This is a genomic window from Paenibacillus chungangensis (genome assembly GCF_042675905.1).
GTDB classification, from domain to species: Bacteria; Bacillota; Bacilli; order Paenibacillales; family Paenibacillaceae; genus Pristimantibacillus; species Pristimantibacillus chungangensis.
Window position 1 is genome coordinate 171,615 of sequence record NZ_JBHTJZ010000005.1, and the last position, 17,328, is coordinate 188,942.

Consider the following 17,328-nt stretch of genomic DNA (forward strand, 5'->3'; position numbering starts at 1 on the left):
AAGGAGGATGGCATGCATGACGTTACTATTGATTGGCACCGACAAAGCGGATATAACCCCTGCGACTCCTCTGCCTCTTGCCGGGTTTACGCATAGAGTTGGCGAATACGAGGGTGTTGCTGCAGAAATCTATGCACGTACGCTTGTGATGGAAACCATTGACTCACGTACGAATGAATCCGATATTGCGATTCTGGTATCGGCAGATTTGCTCGGATGGGGGGAAGAAAGCGCAGCAACAATGTCCAGGCAATGTGAAAGCCGCTTCGGGGTGAAGAAAGAACGATGTATATTCCATGCCACACACAGCCATAGCGGTCCTCAAACCTCGATCAAACTAGAGGCGTTGTTAGGACTGTTGAACCCCGATTATTTGGCTTGGCTGGAGGAACAAGTATTGAAGAGCATTGAAAGAGCGCTTGCGAAAAGGGAAGAAGTGACCATGGAGAAAGGAGTCGGTGAATGCTCGATTGGCATTCACCGACGTAAAATGGTGGGGGGAAGCATGGTAATGGCACCAAATCCCGATGAAGCCATCGATAGAGACGTTACCGTGATCCGATTCATGACCAGACAGCATTATCCAAAAGCATTCCTGGTTCATTATACATGCCATCCAACGACGAGTGATCATAACAAGATATCATCTGAATTTCCCGGAGCGGCCATGAGCTTGCTGGAAGAGGAATGGGAGCCAGACGTCATTGCGTTATTTCTTCAAGGTTTCTGTGGCGATGTCAGACCCAATCTGGTGAAGGATGGAGAGTTCTGCAGAGGTACACAGACAGAGATCGACATGTTCGGCAAGCAGTTAGCGGATGCTGTCACTTCTGTGTTAACAAGCCCGATGCAGGCCATTCATGCTCAGCCAATACGGGAGACAAGCAGAGTGGTACAGTTGCACTATCATCATTCCCCTTCTTTTGTTGAGCTGCGTGTGAATCTGCTGCAAATCTCGGATCAGCTTTCATTCCTTGCAGCTAGCGGGGAGTTGGTGAGTGAATATGGTTTGTGGGTGAAACGGCGATCGGAAGGTACTGTGCTTTCGCTTGGTTATTGCAATGGTCTGCTTGGCTACATTCCTACGGCTAGGCAAATCTCGGAAGGCGGATATGAAAGCATGGATTCTTTTCCGTTTTTTGGACTTGAGGGACCGTTCGCGGATCATGTAGAATCCATTGTTTATTCAGAACTGGAAGACATGTTTAGGATTAGCATGCTTTAATCCGTTGGAATATATAGTGCTTTTTCGTCTACTATTTGTACACTTTCGTCTACAGCTGTGAATGATGTAGCGACGAATGTGCACGAACTAAGGACGATGTGCAGCCGCCATTGGCGGCTTTTTGTTTTACAATTTAAGCATCAACCATATAAGGAGACGACAGAATTGAGCGGACCCAAATTGATAGAAGTAGAAGTAGTTTCAAAGTCGCTGACCGGCAATCGGAAAATAGTCTCATGGACGAAGGAGGTGGCGACGAATAAATGGTTGTATTTGATGTTCATTCCCGTATTAATCTGGTATGTATTGTTTGCTTACTGGCCGATGTACGGATTGATTATATCTTTCCAAAAATACAACATCGTGAAAGGGATTTCAGGCAGTACCTGGGTGGGTTTAAAGCATTTTATAGACTTTTTTAATGACCCTTTTTTCGCCAGATTGATGTGGAACACCATTCTTCTTAACGTATACGGTTTGCTTTTCGGGTTTCCTATTCCTATCCTGCTAGCTCTCGCTTTTAATGAAATTCGCAATATGGTGTTCAAGCGAATTACGCAGACCATCAGCTACTTGCCTTACTTTATATCTACGGTTGTCGTAGCGGGAATTGCATTGACTTTCCTGTCGCCAACGATGGGGCTGATTAATGTACTCATCGAGAAGCTGGGCCTAGAAAGTATTCATTTCTTCCAGGAGCCACAATGGTTTCGTACGATCTATACATCGTTAGGCATATGGCAAAGTGCAGGCTTTAGCGCCATTATTTATTTTGCCGCTTTATCCGGGATCAGTCCGGAGCTGTACGAAGCGGCGCGGATAGACGGAGCCAATCGATTCAGTCAGTTGCGATGGATTACACTGCCGGGCATTATGCCTACGATTGTTATTATGTTTATTTTGAATTTGGGAAGTATGCTGGGAGCCGATTTTCAGAAGATTATTCTTTTGTATAATCCTACCATTTATGAGACGGCAGATGTGTTGAACACCTATGTTTACCGCAAAGGGCTTATTGATTTTAATTACGGCTTTGCAACTGCAGTGGGGTTATTCCAGGGAATTGTAGGTTTTATGCTCGTGTATGCAGCCAACTGGATTAGCCGCAAAGTCAATGATACTTCACTTTGGTAATGCGATATCATCTCCACTTATCGAGTTTTTATAAAAAGGCGGTTAACATTCCGGAGGGAGACGAGTATGACCACATTAGCCTATAAAAGAGATAAAAGAGACTGGTCGGATATATTCTTTTTATGTTTAGTATACGGTTTTATTTTATTTGTTTGTTTTGTAACCATCTATCCGTTCTACTATATCATTGTCGTATCATTAAGCGAGACTGGCGCGGTTATGAAAAATGAAGTATTCCTTTGGCCAGCCGGCTTTAATTTGGCGGCATATACAACAGTGCTAAGCTATGAGGGAATCGCCATGGCTTATCTCAATACGATTATCTATACGGTCGTGGGTACAATAATCAGTTTATTGTTTACAGCGCTGGCAGCATACCCGCTCTCCTGCAAGGAATGGAAGCTGCGCGGACCGGCAACGATATTTTTGGCTATAACTCTTTGGTTCAGCGGCGGACTGATCCCTTTCTATCTTGTTATCCGTAATATGGGCTTGCTGGATTCAAGAATAGGCATATTGCTTTATGGAGCTATTTCTACTTTCTATATCATTATTATGCGCACTTACTTCAGCAGCTTGCCGGCAGAACTGAAGGAATCTGCCAAAATGGACGGCGCCAGCGAAATGCGTATCCTATTCCAAATTGTTGTACCGCTGTCTAAACCGGTTTTCGCAGCGTTGGGACTATATTATGCGATCGGCAAATGGAACTCCTTCTTCTGGGAATCCATCTTTCTCAGCGACGAACGTTTGATGCCGATGCAAGTGTTGTTGATGCGCATTATCCGCAATAGCGCCTTTGATAAAGAGTTGAAGCAAGCGCTGTTGTTGGATTCAAGCGTGCTGCCGCTGACGATTCAATATGCCGCTATTATTATTACTTCGTTGCCCATTATCTTCATTTACCCTTACCTGCAGAAGCACTTTGTGAAAGGGGTGATGATTGGCGCGATAAAAAGCTAATATCATTGATCATTTGAAGGTGTATACACAACTTGGGGAGGTTATTAAAAGTGAGACGTAAACTGAAGAATTTCGTTGTATGGACAATTATGGGAGCTTTAGTGTTAACGGCTGCGGCATGCGGCAACGATTCAAACACGGACAAAGGAACAAATTCGAATAGCCAAAGCAATCGTGAGAAACAAGAGAATATCCAGGAGGAAGGTAATAAAGAAAAAACGAAGCTTTCCTTGTTTATTGTCAGCCGTTCACCAGAGTCCTTATATTCCAATGAAACATTAACCTGGAAAACGATTGGCGAAAAATTTAATGTGGAATTCGATTTTATTACGGGCGACAATACAACAATGAGCGAGAAGTTCCGATTCACCATGGCATCTGGCGACTATCCTGATATCGTTGCCGGACAATTGAAGGATATTAACATGTTCGGCAAGGAAGGTGCCTTCATTCCTCTGAATGCATTAATAGAGCAACACTCACCAAGCATTAAAAAGCACGTGATTGATGATAAAGACGCATTTATGCAGACGTCGGACGATGAAGGCAACATCTATGCGGTACCGATGATGTCCGCGATCCGCACATCTACAGGATCGATGATTCGGCAGGACTGGTTGGACCGCTTGAATCTTCCTGTTCCGGATACGATTGAAGACTGGCATCGTACGTTGAAAGCATTTAAAGAGCAAGATGCCAACGGCAATGGAGATCCCAATGATGAAATTCCGTTTGCGTCAGAGGCGCAAGGTCACTATTTCATGGGTTTCCTTGATGCGTGGGGATTGAATTGGGACTGGGATAATCGTTGGACGGAAGAAAATGGCAAAATGATATATACGCCTACAGATCCGCGCTTTAAGGCGTTTTTGGAGACAATGCATAGTTGGTACGAAGAGGGGCTATTGGATAAAGAGCTGATGACGCGCCAGAAAACGGATTTGGACACGATGATATTGAACGATCGTGTCGGATCGACGAATCACTGGATTGGCCACATTGCCGGTTTTAAGAATAAACCGGAAGCCCAAAAAATTGATGGCTTTAACTATCAGTCGACGCCGCCTGTTATATTGAACAAAGGGGATAAGCCGCTGACACATAAGCAGCAAAAAAGCGTGATTCAATTGGGCTGGGGAATTACAGCGAATAATAAACATGTCGATCTGACGATGAAAATATTTGAGTATGTGAATAGTGATGAAGGACAAATTCTGTTCAATTTCGGTAAAGAAGGGGATACGTATACGCTGGATGCGGAGGGTAATTATCAATATACCGATAAAGTGACAGATAGTCCGGATGGGATCTATAATGGTCTGCTTCGTTTTGGCGGTCAGGCGTGGGTCGGCTTCCGCCAGCACCCACAATATGAAAAATTGATTGCGGATGAGGATTCCTTCAACCAGATGTACAATTATATCGAGAAGGATTACTTCCACCCGGCATACCCGACACTTAAGTATGCATCTGACGATATTGAAAGATATGGAGAGCTTACAACACAAATCAATACATTTGTAGACGAAAAGGTTGCAAAGTTTGTCATCGGACAAGAACCAATCTCCAAATTTGATGATTTTGTTAAGCAACTGCAAAAATTGAAGTTGGATGAATTGCAGCAAATTCAAGATCGTACTTATGAGAGTTATCAAGCTATGATTTCGAATTAAAGGAGATGGAGAAGGCATATGAGAAAATTTTCTATTAGCTTGTTAGCGGTAGTGATTCTAATGGCCGGCGTTACATCCACTTTTGCGAACGAACAGGAGGAGGGGGCTCAACCAGCATCAGCAGCGGGTCCCAGCAATTTAGCGCTTGGAAAACCGTATCATATCAATCAGCCGGCAGATCCTCAATATGCCGATAACGGTAACAAGCTTACCGATGGCATACGTGGAGTCACTGCTTATGAAGACGAGGCATGGGTCGGCTTCTATAAAGGAAATAATCGGGACGTGGTCATCGATTTAGGGACAAACGCTTCAATAGCAACTATTAAAGCGAATTTTCTGCAAGCGACTTCTGGAGGCATTCAATATCCCAATGTGGTCTCTATTTCCGTCTCCAATAACGGCGATAGCTGGGATTTGCTTCGTCATGAAGGAGCTCCTGCAGCGTTCTGGTTAGCTAATCCGCCCCTCTATGAATATGTATGGGATGGAACAGAGCATGGTGTGCCTGGCGGTAACAAGCATACAGCTATGGCTTACGCTCGGTACGTTAAGATTTCCTTCACCACGAATGTATGGGTTTTTCTTGATGAGATTGAAGTGTTAGGTTATGACGGCAAAGTGAAAGGCGCAAAAAAGGCCATAGCGCCCAAACCGGAATATTTGAAACCAAGCAAGCTCGCTACTGACGATATTAGCGATATGGTGCTGCTATATAACGGACACTATGGCGCTGGGCTCGGCGATTGGACAAAAGAGGAAATTATTCCGTATCTCAGCTATGTGGATGAGCACGGCAAACCTCAGGATTGGATGTTTGACGGTGTGCTCTATTTAGGGCTAAGCTCGCCTGCCGGACGTGCATTCGAGATGTCCTTTCACGGCTCGACTTTCGAGGATTGGCAGTGGTATCTGAACAAGACGTTCGCTGAGAATGGCGATATGGATCAATTAAATGAAGCGGTGCAAGAGGTATCGCAGCAATTAGGCAAGGAGCAGGTTCCATTTAAAGTGGTACTCATGATCCCCTACCCGGCAGAACCGCAAGACAATTTCGGTGATGTGGACGGCGACGGCATCAGCGAAAACTTCAATGCTGCTAAAGTGGGAGCGGAAGCTTCGCTTGCCAATAAGAAAAAAGCGGTAGAATGGTATATAGACGAAGCCTTGAAGCGTTGGCAGGATAAAAACTATTCACACTTAACCTTAAGCGGGCTATACTGGCTTAACGAAGAGGTGGCGCCAGATGGCACAGGCGATTCTCAACTGATTCGCTTCACCTCCGAGCGCGTGCATGATGAGCAACTGAAATTCTATTGGATTCCACGTTACCGTGGGTATCAATTCAATACTTGGCAAGAGCTCGGCTTTGACGCTGTTGCCTATCAACCCAATCATTTTTTCCATGATAGTGATTCTTCGCGCATTGACGATGCAGCCGAGTTGGCGAAAACGCTGGGAATGGGTGTGGAAATTGAATTTGACGAAAGAATAAATACGGACGCTTCTTATAGACAACGGCTGTCAGATTATTTGGACGGCGCCAAGCAACATGGTTATCACCACCATACTTTCCGCGGTTACTATCAGGGAAACACAGCGCTATTGGATGCGGCGAGAAGCGATGATCCAGTCGTGCGGGACAATTACGACAAGCTGTACCGCTTCATTACAAATAATAAATAAAGCGGTGTGGGCCGTTTCGCCTTGATCTATTGCTTATAGCCGCTCTCTATAATAGGATAGAGGGAAGTTTATCGTGATACAATCCTTTAATCGTCAGATTTCGATTAAGGGATTGTATCATTTGCTTCAATTCCTAAAGGAACCGGGGATGACTGGATTGAGAATGGGAAGATGGCCGGGTTTTGCCCTGAGGAACGGAGATAAACGGCGATTGAAACAGTATACGCTTAAAAGACAGCTGACCGTTTATTTGTTGATGACTGCGCTTACACCACTTGTTTTAATCGGAATCATCTCCTATATTTCACTGTATTCCATATTGGATAACAAAGCAGAGAGGGGTGTTCGAAGTCATTTGGGACAAGTGCGCCTGTCACTGGACAATACATTAAATCAATTGAACCATGTATCGCAACAGCTTGCTTTTGACGGACGTGTAGGAAAAAATCTGGAGCGGTATTTGCAAGCGGATTCCTATGAGAAAAAAGCGATGTACGATGAGATTGTAAGCGAGCTTAATTTGATCAGTTTTACAAATCCCTTTATTGGACTCACCTTTTATTATCTTGAAAGCACGAATCAATATTTGTTTGAAAATTACAGCATGCAAGGCACGTTAGACTTAGAGCGGATGCCTATTCTCATGAAAACGAGAAAAATGACTTATTATGGACCGCATACATCTCTGAACCCGCTTGATGGCAGTCAAGTATTTTCTGTCCGTCGCAAAGTAGAATTGCCCCAGCGGGAGGATGTCAGCTTATATATAGAAACCAGCTTCCGGCTTGCCGAAACCATTATTAATAATGAGCCGCTAAATGCAAGTACTTATCATCTTATTGTGGATGGGGACGGCCGTATTACTTACAGCGAGAATGAAGTGGATTTTCGAGTTGGAGGCATGCTGCCGGTAATGACTGAGAACAAGCAGCTTCATAAAGGCTATTATTTATTTGGAGAACAACATCGTCCCACCTGGAATATTGTCGCCGCCGTTCCCGTTTCGGCTTTTGAATCAGAAATTAATGACTGGAAAAGTCAATTCATCTTATTTAGCGTTTTGTCCATTGCCGTCAGCAGCATGTTCGCCCTTATTATTTGGCGTTCATTGTACAAACCCATGTATCACTTATATCAAGATATTCGATACGTCAATCGAAGCCAGCTCTCTTATTCTCCTCGCTGGTCCAATAATTTGGAATTTAATACGATTCATTCCGAAGTGACGAAAATGAGGAGGCGCATTACAGAATTAATAGAAGAGGTGGAACAGAAGGAAAAAAGAAAGGCGGAGATGGAGGTAGAACGGTTAATGCATCAAATAAACCCGCACTTCCTCCATAACACGCTGGATACGATTAGATGGATTGCACGGACGAAAGGAGAGCATGAGATTGACCGTCTTGTGTCGACCCTGAACAAGGTGCTTCATTACAATTTAAACAAACAGAAAGCAGCTCCCATTAAAGACGAGCTGGATGCGATTCGCGAGTATATTATGTTGCAGGGCATTCGCTACCATTTTCAGTTTGATCTTCGAATTCAGGCAGATGAGCAAGTGCTGAAACTTCCTGTACCGAAATTTATTTTACAGCCCATCGTAGAAAATGCTCTATTTCATGGGCTTGACGATGATAATGGCCTCATAGAAGTATCCGTTTCACAGGAAAATAAACAGGAAGTGGAAATTCGGATTAAAGACAACGGGCAAGGAATGGAGAAGGAGGAAATCATTCGCTTGCTTAGCGGTGAAACAGATGATCATAAAACCTTTGGACTAGGCATTGGTCTGCCCTATGTGGTTCGTACATTGCAATTTCATTTTGGAGAAAAAGCGAATCTAAGTATGGAAAGTGAGCCTGGATACGGTACAACTGTCATATTGCGGTTGCCGATTGCCGGAGGAGGAGATATGTCATGCTCAGAGTGTTAGTGGTGGATGATGATCATTTGGTGCGTCGGGGATTGATCGGCATGATGCCGTGGGAGAAATATGGATTCCAGGTAGCTGGTGAAGCGGGAAGCGCAAAGAAAGCGTTAGAGTTTTTAAGTCGAGAACAGGTGGATGTCCTCATAACCGATTTGGCGATGCCCTTGATGTCAGGCATTCAATTAATGCGGGAAGTGAAGAGACTATATCCTCATATTCACGCAGTCGTTTTAACTTTTCATCAGGATTTCGACCTTATTCAGGAGGCGCTTCGGCTGGGGGCTATTGATTATATTACAAAAATAGAATTGGAAAATGAACAAATGGAGGAGGTCATGTTACGAATTCGCGAAAGAATTACGGAATATTCGGAACGCCATGACGGCTTACCTCAACAAGGGATCGCTGAATCCTTCAAATCTGTAAACTTGCAAAGCTCTGATGATTTGCTTGCATGTATTCGTAAGGCACTCGACTTTATTCAAACGAAATATGAAAGCGAATTATCATTGAATCTAGTAGCTAAGGAAGTAAATATGAGCCGCAGTTACTTTGCTCGCTGCATTAAAGACTTTACCGGTCGAACTTTCAATGAACACTTAAGGGATATTCGCATCTCCCAGGCGAAAGTTATGCTGGAACAAACGATGAAGCCCGTCTATTGGGTTGCTTCCCGTTCAGGCTACCCTAATGAGAAGTATTTTTGCAAAGTGTTCAAAGCGGTTACCGGCGAGCTACCCAGTGAGTATAGAAAGAAACGCATGTCTGGTCGAACGCTATAAAGGAGGACTGCGTCTGCATGTACAAACTGCTATTGTCGGTCATGTTCGTTGTATTATTAACAGGCTGTCTCTCGGAAAGCAATCATTCAGTGGAGAGGAAGCAAGATCAGCTGATTGAGGGAATTGATCCTTATCGGCTCCCGGAGCCAGTGGAGGTATCCATGGTTAAGTTGATTAGACCGGGGTTAAAGCTGCCTTACGGAGATACCATTGAAGATAATTTATTCACAAGGTATCTGTTTGAAGAGACGAATGTGAAGTTCAAAGTGCGTTGGTATGCGATTGGAAATGACTATGAGCAAAAACTGAATCTTGCTTTGGCAAGCGAAGACTTGCCAGACGCAATGATCGTTGACGAGAAGAAATTTCGTGCGTTGGTGGAAGCGGATCTGCTGGAAGATTTAACGGAGGTATATGAAGCGTACGCCTCCCCTTTGCTCAAGGAAATCTATGGTGTAACAAAGGGGGAAGCGCTGGATAATGCGACATACAATGGCAGATTAATGGCTATTCCGGATATATTGCCGCAAGCAGATTCCTATCCGCTTGTCTGGGTGCGTCAAGACTGGCTGGAGCGCTTACAGCTTCCTGAACCCCGGACGCTTCATGACATTGCGGAAATAGCTAAAGCATTTATAGAGCGAGACCCAGATAGAAACGGTCTGAACGATACAGTTGGCTTGACGGGGAACAGTAAATCTCTAACATCGGGTGGATATACGGAAGCCCATGACTTTAAGGCTGTATTCAATGCTATGGAAGCGTATCCTAACGTGTGGCATTGGGATAAGCAGGGTGAATTGGTTTATGGCTCGACAACGACAGAAGCTAAGCAAGCACTTGCCCAAGTTCGTGATTGGTATGCAGCTGGATTAATCGACAAAGATTTTGCACTCCGCAAAAATCCATATGAGCTAGTTGTCAATGGAAAAACAGGTATATTTTTTGCGCCATGGTGGGCACCTTGGGAAATTGGGCAGGCGATTAACAAGGATACCGAAGCGGATTGGAAGCCTTATCCCGTGGCGGATGACAATGGCGTCTATCGAGCAACTAGAGTGCCGATTAGCAATAATTTCTATGTTGTACGGAAAGGCTTTAAGCATCCGGAAGCTCTTATTGTGAACTTGAATTTTCAAACCCGGTTCGGAAGGCAACCGACGACGAAAGATATGCAGCTAGATGTTACGTATATCGATATGTTTCCTTTAATGCTGTCTGTGGACTACAGAGATGCCGTCACTAGAAAACACGATAGATTAATGGAAATGATAAATGGTGATGTGAACCTTGAGAGACAGTCTCCTGAGATGTTATCTATTTATGAACGGTACTTGCGCGATCTGAAGAATCCCGGCGCGAATGCAGGCGATTGGGCGGCGTCTCATGCCTATCGCTACTCTGGAGCGGTTATAAAAGAAAGCTATGAAGAACTGAAGCCAGTGTTCACATCCTCGACAGGAACGATGGATAAAAAGTGGGCCGAGCTGCAGCAGTTGGAAAACGAAACCTTTTTCAAAATCATGCTGGGCGAACAGCCCATTGATGCATTTGATCAGTTCGTGGAAGAGTGGAAGAAGCGGGGCGGCAATGATATCAAACATGAAATCGAAATAGAATTAGAGAAAGTGAAAACGAGGTGAAACGATTATAGCTGTAATTCGTGAAGATCATAATACGCCATTTGGAAAAGAACGTGAGTTTATAGGCGGCTAATTTAAAACTTATTGAAAGAAATTGCCTATATGGGTTTAACATTTATGTGTATATCAGTATAATAATCCGAAAGAAGCTGGTGAATCGACATGTCCACATGGCTATTTGTCGAAATCCAATTTCATCAGTTTTTCTGCTACCAATCCTATCATTTGAAAGGGAGGATGAAAATGGAATCACTTTTCGAGACGTTAGAAGATTATTTCTACCAGTTGCCCGACATTGTTTATGCCGTTGTATTCTTTTTAATCGGATGGTTGGTTGCTGCATTGATCGCGCGATTAGTTAAAGCTGTATTGGCGAAGACCAAGTGGGACGATAAGCTGTTTGAATATATCAAAATCGATTCAAAATACAAGTCTCATGTCATAATAAGTAAAATTGTTTTTTACGTATTGATGATTTTCGTTGTTATCTTGTTTTTCAATATACTAGGTCTGCAAATTGTTGCCGAACCGATCGTCAACATGATGAACATCGTTGCGGAATCGATTCCGAGCATTTTTAAGGCGGCGCTTATTCTCATTATCGGCTGGATGATAGCTTCTGTGCTCAGCTTCCTGATTCAAACAGGGGGGAAAAAGATCGGGATTGATCGCCTGCTAACAAAGTGGAGCATTATTCGCAATCCCGAAAATTCTGAGAAGGCTTTGCAAAGCGCTGGACGCATTGTATTTTACTTAGTACTTCTCCTTTTTATACCGGGTGTGCTTGGAGCGCTTCAGATTTCAGCAGTGTCTGGACCGATGTCCAATATGCTCTCCCAATTCCTCGAGTTTTTGCCGAAGCTGTTCGGAGCTGCGTTAATCTTGTTGATTGGCTGGCTCGCTGCCAAAATTGTGCGTGAAATTTTAACGAAGTTTTTGTTCACCATCGGAGTGGAGAAATTGTCGGAACGCTTCGGATTGAGCAAAATATTCAGTAACACCAATATTTCCGCGGTTATCGGGACCGTGGCTTACGTTCTCATTTTAATTCCGACTGTTATTGCTGCGCTTGAAACGTTGGATATCCAAGGGATCTCTGAGCCGGCCGTTGCGATGCTCTCTTCTATATTGTCAATGCTTCCGAATGTCATAATAAGCATATTGCTTATTCTGATCGGTGTCTGGCTGGGAAAAGTCGTTGGCAATTTAGTAGCCAGCCTCCTGGAGAAGCTTGGATTTAACGGGATATTAAACTACTTGGGATTGCGCGCCGTAGATTCGTCTTCAACGAATTTGACCGCATCGCAAATTGTGGGACGCGTAACTCAACTGATCATTATTTTATTCTTTACAGCAGAAGCTTTGCAGATTGTGAAGCTACAAGTGCTTGTCACCTTCGTGACAGCTTTGATTGCATATCTACCTAATTTGCTTGTAGCGATTGTCGTTATCGGAATTGGACTTTTCCTAGGGAATTTCGCGCAACGGACGATAGCAAGCCTTGTGAAGGACAATTATAAATTACTAAGCGTAGTTGCCAAGTATGCCATTATCGTTGTGTCATCCTTTATGGCGCTTGACCAGCTAGGCGTAGCCGACTCCATCGTTAATGCCGCATTTATATTGACGTTAGGCGGGCTTGCGCTTGCCTTTGGTCTTGCATTCGGCCTTGGTGGACGCGAATTTGCGGCGAGTATAATGAAGCAATGGCAAAGTCGACTTGAGGCGAAAGAAACTAAACAACAACAGAACGATGACCATAATGGTTAATGATAAATAGTCAAACGCATCAATTTAATGAAGCGGGACTTCCTGCCTGTTCAACGGCGGGAAGTCTCTATTTGTTATGGTGAGATACAGCGAGTACAGCGAGTATACTCGAAAGACGCAGTATGGCCTACTCCCTTCCATAAACCAATGGATTAAGTTCGCTGGCTGCGAGATCGCCAGGACCAAGTCCGGGGAACCACTGCTTCATATCGTTGACCTGCGCCTTGCTTGCCGGCTCTGCAATGCGAACGCCATCGGCGACGTAGATGACAGTCATGACCTTGCGCATGAATGCCGTAGGGTTGCCTGGAGCACTGTGAATCGTCCATCCCGCATGAAATGTTGCGTCGCCAGCAGCCATCGCGCCGTAGTTCACCTGGGGGATGCTCCTGCCTTCGATGAACTGGCCGAGCGTGCGATGAGACTCATCCGATATCTCCTGCCGGCTGACATAACCAAGCTTATGGGTTCCACTAGCGAATGTCATCGTACCCACTTCTTGTGGAATCGGTACCAGCGGCATCCACATCGTGATCGTGTTGCTTGTGTCAAGCGGCCAATAGATTTGGTCTTGGTGCCACGGCGTATGGCCGCCTCCGGGCTCCTTGAACAATGCTTGATCATGGTAAATGCGAACGCCGTCAACGCCCATCAAGTTAGCTGCGATTTTCGCGAACCGCTTTGCCATCACGAATCTCTGTATGTCTTCGCTCCTCGTCCATAAGTTGCCGATCTGAATGAACGCTTTGCCATAGGTGTCACGTTGGGATACGGGCTTATCATGGTTATTTAACTTCATCACCCACTCCGTGATGTGCTTCTCGAATTGAGCGATAGATTCGTTACCGAGAACATTTGTCAAAAAAATGTGACCGTCTTCTTCATACTTACTGATTTGATTTGCTGTTAGTACATATTCCCGCGATAGTTCTTGCTCCCATTTATCCATCCGTTTACCGCCTTTCCACTACAACATAAGTTGATGATCTGTTATCAATATACCTTATTCACCTTACGTGCAGCTTTGTCAGGAAAACGCTTAGTTTTGTCAAAAAAAGTTGTTGTCATATTCCGTTTCAGTGTAAACTAGAGAAAAACAACGTATATGAGGGATCCATGGATAAATTAACAGAATGTCTTGCTTATCACCCTCTCTCGCCATATATTCGACAGTGTGACTATGCGGTACGGAAACCATGGAACATGCCCGTACGGCGACTCCTGGACTATTTGCTGATCTACGTTCAGGAAGGGGAGTGCCTATTCGTGGTGGATGGCGAGGAGCTCATCTTCAATGCGGGCAGCTTTGCGCTCATTCAACCGAACAGTCTGCACACCCTTGAAGGGCGGAGCCGTACCATTACGCCGTTTGCCCATATGGATCTATTTTATAATGAGGCGCGGGAACAAAGCTTTCCAACGCGGGCCGGTCAGATCGATCTTAGCGCCTATGCCCATCTCCTACAACCCAGGCTGGACGAACTGCTTGAACGGCCAATTCCCGTCAAGCTGCCTTCGGCTCTTGTGAGTCAAATGCGAGATCCATTCCTTAAGGCGGTTGAATATTGGTCGTACCATACTCCGCGGATGGATCTTCATGCGCAATTTGCTATGATGGAAGTGTGTCTATCTTTGTTGCGGCATTATTCCGATGGGCTTGAGAAGCGTCAGCCGCCCGCTCAGACGCTGAATTGGATTACGTCCTACTTGTCCTACCATTTGAGCGAACCGATTTCGGTTGGGGATATGGCTCGCAGAGCCAATCTGTCCGTCTCCCGATTCAACACGCTGTTCAAGAAGCATTACCGGATGACTCCCCATCAATATCTTCTGGACATGCGCGTAAAGCATGCCTGCGAGTTGCTTCGTCGTTCAAATGCGAGTCTCGAGGAAATTGCTTCCTACAGCGGTTTTGCGGATATTCACCATTTCTCCAAGACGTTCAAGAGCAAAACGGGACGGTCGCCCGGCCGGTATAGAGATGAAGGAGCCGATAACTGAGAAGGGAGTGGGATCCATGGACGATGATTCCTTGATTGCTTTACCAAGTATCCATGTCGTGGGCGATATCGTCGTACAAGCCGGATTTGTACTAGGACCTCGAACGATTGATGATTTCGAGCTTGTGTTCTTCCCCGAAGACACAAATAGCCGGTATACGGAGGCAGGAGAGTCTTTTCTGTTGAGCGAGCCTTGTTTTATCTTTACGCGTCCGGGCGAAAGTCACAGTTACAACTTTAATAAGGGAAAAGATGTTCGGCATCTGTTCATTCACTTCGAATACGAGCCACTTCGCGGCAAGGAATCAGGCTATGCAGCGATGGACGCCGGGCGTATCATGTTCCCGACAAGACAATATCCTCTTGCGGCTTCCATCATGAATAAACTGATTTGGCTGGCTTGTACGCAGCCGCCAGATTGGCAAAGGCGATTGTCGGTATTGTTGGCCGCGGCGCTGGAGGAGCTGGCTGCTCCAGCTGATCTGCTTGCCAGTGAGGAAGCGGAACAATTGCCGATCCCTATTCAAAATGCGCTTGCTTATATGGAGGAGAGGCTATCGGAATCCCTCACCGTGAGAGAGGTATCCCTGCGATCCGGCTGGACGCATGAGCATTTCACGCGAGTATTCACCTCCGTCATGGGCATGAGTCCCAAGCAAATGCTGCTGGAGAAGCGGTTGCGTCGCGCCGAGGACATGATGCTGAGAGGTCTGGGCACCATTAAGCAAATTGCCTATCGCGTTGGATTTAGAGATGAGCATCATTTCTCAAGAACGTACAAGAAATGGCGTGGCATCACAGCGACGGAATATATTCAGCGGTGCAGCTCTCCATTGTTCCGGCATACCATGGCTACAAAGGATTCCTATGTGCTGCATCCCTCCAATCGATTGGTCGTCGTGAAGAATGCGGATATCAAATAAATACAGGGATTGCACGTATTGGACCATGGGAATCGTGGGTCTTGGTCGCTAATATGAAGAGGAGTCAATCATTCATTAGCGAGGAGCTGTGCAGAATGGGAAAAGCTTATGTACCGAAGTCCAAATATAGAAAAGATCGTTACTTGGTGAGTGTGGAGCAATACAGACATTATCGAAGAGAAGGATACCTGATCGTACGAGGCCTGCTTCAGCAACCGGAGGTGGCCGAATTGTTCCAGCTTGCGGAAGAGGTGCGAATACAGTCATTGAATCCGGATAAGAAAGGAGCGGCTGACAGCACTGATCCGCTGAGGGATGAATTCGCCGCCGCTACGCGGCTGCACATGCTGTCGAGAATTCATCCCGCCGCCGAACGCGGCATGCTTCATTCACGGATTCTTGACGTTACGGAAGCGTTAATCGGTCCCGACGTCTACGCGCTTCAGTCCATGATGTTCCTGAATCCCCCGGGGAAGGGCGGGCAAGGCTGGCATCAGGATTCCTATTATATTAAAACACACCCCGACACGCTGATCGGCGCATGGATCGCGCTGGAGGAGGTCGACGAGGAGAACGGCTGCCTGTGGGTTGTGCCCGGCTCCCATCATGAGCCTGTCTATCCTCCGGAGAGCAGCGTCGGCGGGAATGTGCACGCTGTTGATGCTTTCAGCGATTTGCATGCTGTCCGGAATGTAAGTCATATCGATGATGAGGTGAATACGTTATCAACAGTCGTCTCCCATTATCCGTCGCCGATACCTGTCCAATTAAGCGCGGGCGATGTGCTGTTCTTCGATTCCCATCTGTTCCACCGTTCTTATCCTAATCGCACGACGAATCGCTATCGCCGATCTTATGTATGCCATTATTGCAATGCGAGATCGTGGGTGCCTTGGGACCATGACGGTTACGAGGGCGATTCAGGCAACTATAGGCAAATTCTTGGCAGGGGCAGTACTCACCATGCTTATGCGGAGCCGATATTCGGAACGGAGGTCTATCTCTCCGACCCGGACGAAGCAGGAGTGAGTGTGACGATGATGGGCATGGACAACGGCATGATGATGCCGATGGAGATGAAGAAGGAATAATACTGGATAAGCAGAATCGCTTTGGAATCATCTTTCGAATTACCAATGTGAAAAGATTGGCAACAAGACAGAAAAAATGCAGGCATTTATTGAAATGTGAGAGCGTGGCGAGAAAATCTATTAGATGGTGAAAACGCAGCCGGGGTGGTTGCGTTTTTTTCGGTGATATAGAGCTTGAAAAAATCGAATTGAATACCCGAAGCTATTGGAATGATTCGTGCGAGTCTGCAGTGTATGCAGCCAACACTAGAGTGCGAAATCCCGAGCGAGCGTGCCTGCAGTGTATGCAGCTAACACTAGAGTCTACAAGTGGGCCGGTGACATCGATAGGCTTCGACCAGCTGACGCCCAAGGAGCGGGAATTGCTTTATCGTATTACGATGGGAGGAGCAACAGAGAGATAGTCGAGCATTTGTTTATATCAGAGAAAACGGTGAAAACGAAATTCACCTCCATACTGAGGAAGCTGGAACTTCAGGATCGCACGAAAGCTACCGTTTCGCAATAA

The 17,328-nt window shown here is 45.6% G+C and carries 14 protein-coding genes; 13 read left to right on the forward strand and 1 reads right to left on the reverse strand.

Going from position 1 to position 17,328, the window contains the following annotated elements:
* Positions 1-16 precede the first annotated feature (16 nt).
* From ACFQ2I_RS03260 to ACFQ2I_RS03300, 9 genes are all read left to right on the forward strand, one after another.
* Positions 17-1,225 carry a neutral/alkaline non-lysosomal ceramidase N-terminal domain-containing protein gene (locus tag ACFQ2I_RS03260; RefSeq protein WP_377562163.1) on the forward strand — a complete coding sequence of 403 codons (1,209 nt, stop codon included), beginning with the start codon at positions 17-19 and terminating at the stop codon, positions 1,223-1,225.
* A gap of 276 nt (positions 1,226-1,501) precedes the next feature.
* Entirely contained in the window at positions 1,502-2,359 is an 858-nt protein-coding gene (locus tag ACFQ2I_RS03265) for an ABC transporter permease (protein WP_377562960.1), read from the forward strand.
* Positions 2,360-2,425: 66 nt separating this feature from the next.
* Positions 2,426-3,322 (forward strand): carbohydrate ABC transporter permease, encoded by an 897-nt coding sequence (locus ACFQ2I_RS03270; RefSeq protein ID WP_377562164.1) that lies wholly within the window; start codon positions 2,426-2,428, stop codon positions 3,320-3,322.
* Positions 3,323-3,372: 50 nt separating this feature from the next.
* Positions 3,373-4,995, forward strand: coding sequence for an extracellular solute-binding protein (locus ACFQ2I_RS03275; RefSeq protein WP_377562165.1), 1,623 nt, complete (start codon positions 3,373-3,375; stop codon positions 4,993-4,995).
* Positions 4,996-5,013: 18 nt separating this feature from the next.
* On the forward strand, positions 5,014-6,681 hold the full coding sequence (locus ACFQ2I_RS03280; protein WP_377562166.1) for a DUF4855 domain-containing protein: 1,668 nt from the start codon (positions 5,014-5,016) through the stop codon (positions 6,679-6,681).
* Positions 6,682-7,171: 490 nt separating this feature from the next.
* The gene (locus ACFQ2I_RS03285) at positions 7,172-8,614 is read left to right on the forward strand and encodes a sensor histidine kinase (RefSeq protein WP_377562167.1); all 1,443 of its coding nucleotides are present in this window, start codon (positions 7,172-7,174) and stop codon (positions 8,612-8,614) included.
* The gene (locus ACFQ2I_RS03290) at positions 8,599-9,393 is read left to right on the forward strand and encodes a response regulator transcription factor (RefSeq protein WP_377562168.1); all 795 of its coding nucleotides are present in this window, start codon (positions 8,599-8,601) and stop codon (positions 9,391-9,393) included. The genes ACFQ2I_RS03285 and ACFQ2I_RS03290 overlap by 16 nt, the downstream gene beginning before the upstream one ends.
* A 17-nt stretch (positions 9,394-9,410) precedes the next feature.
* On the forward strand, positions 9,411-11,036 hold the full coding sequence (locus tag ACFQ2I_RS03295; protein ID WP_377562169.1) for an extracellular solute-binding protein: 1,626 nt from the start codon (positions 9,411-9,413) through the stop codon (positions 11,034-11,036).
* A gap of 243 nt (positions 11,037-11,279) precedes the next feature.
* Positions 11,280-12,806 carry a mechanosensitive ion channel gene (locus ACFQ2I_RS03300; RefSeq protein WP_377562170.1) on the forward strand — a complete coding sequence of 509 codons (1,527 nt, stop codon included), beginning with the start codon at positions 11,280-11,282 and terminating at the stop codon, positions 12,804-12,806.
* Positions 12,807-12,933: 127 nt separating this feature from the next.
* On the opposite strand, the gene ACFQ2I_RS03305 is transcribed toward ACFQ2I_RS03300, so the two are convergent.
* Positions 12,934-13,755: a phytanoyl-CoA dioxygenase family protein gene (locus ACFQ2I_RS03305; RefSeq protein WP_377562171.1), complete on the reverse strand. Its 822-nt coding sequence runs from the start codon at positions 13,753-13,755 to the stop codon at positions 12,934-12,936.
* A gap of 167 nt (positions 13,756-13,922) precedes the next feature.
* Between ACFQ2I_RS03305 and ACFQ2I_RS03310 the strand changes: the two genes are divergently transcribed.
* The 4 genes from ACFQ2I_RS03310 to ACFQ2I_RS03325 all read left to right on the forward strand — a co-directional run bounded on the left by ACFQ2I_RS03310 (position 13,923) and on the right by ACFQ2I_RS03325 (position 17,328).
* Positions 13,923-14,807, forward strand: coding sequence for an AraC family transcriptional regulator (locus tag ACFQ2I_RS03310; protein ID WP_377562172.1), 885 nt, complete (start codon positions 13,923-13,925; stop codon positions 14,805-14,807).
* A 16-nt stretch (positions 14,808-14,823) separates the two neighbouring features.
* Positions 14,824-15,729 (forward strand): helix-turn-helix domain-containing protein, encoded by a 906-nt coding sequence (locus tag ACFQ2I_RS03315; protein ID WP_377562173.1) that lies wholly within the window; start codon positions 14,824-14,826, stop codon positions 15,727-15,729.
* Positions 15,730-15,824: 95 nt separating this feature from the next.
* Positions 15,825-16,820: a phytanoyl-CoA dioxygenase family protein gene (locus ACFQ2I_RS03320; protein WP_377562174.1), complete on the forward strand. Its 996-nt coding sequence runs from the start codon at positions 15,825-15,827 to the stop codon at positions 16,818-16,820.
* A gap of 433 nt (positions 16,821-17,253) precedes the next feature.
* The gene (locus tag ACFQ2I_RS03325) at positions 17,254-17,328 is read left to right on the forward strand and encodes a hypothetical protein (RefSeq protein ID WP_377562961.1); all 75 of its coding nucleotides are present in this window, start codon (positions 17,254-17,256) and stop codon (positions 17,326-17,328) included.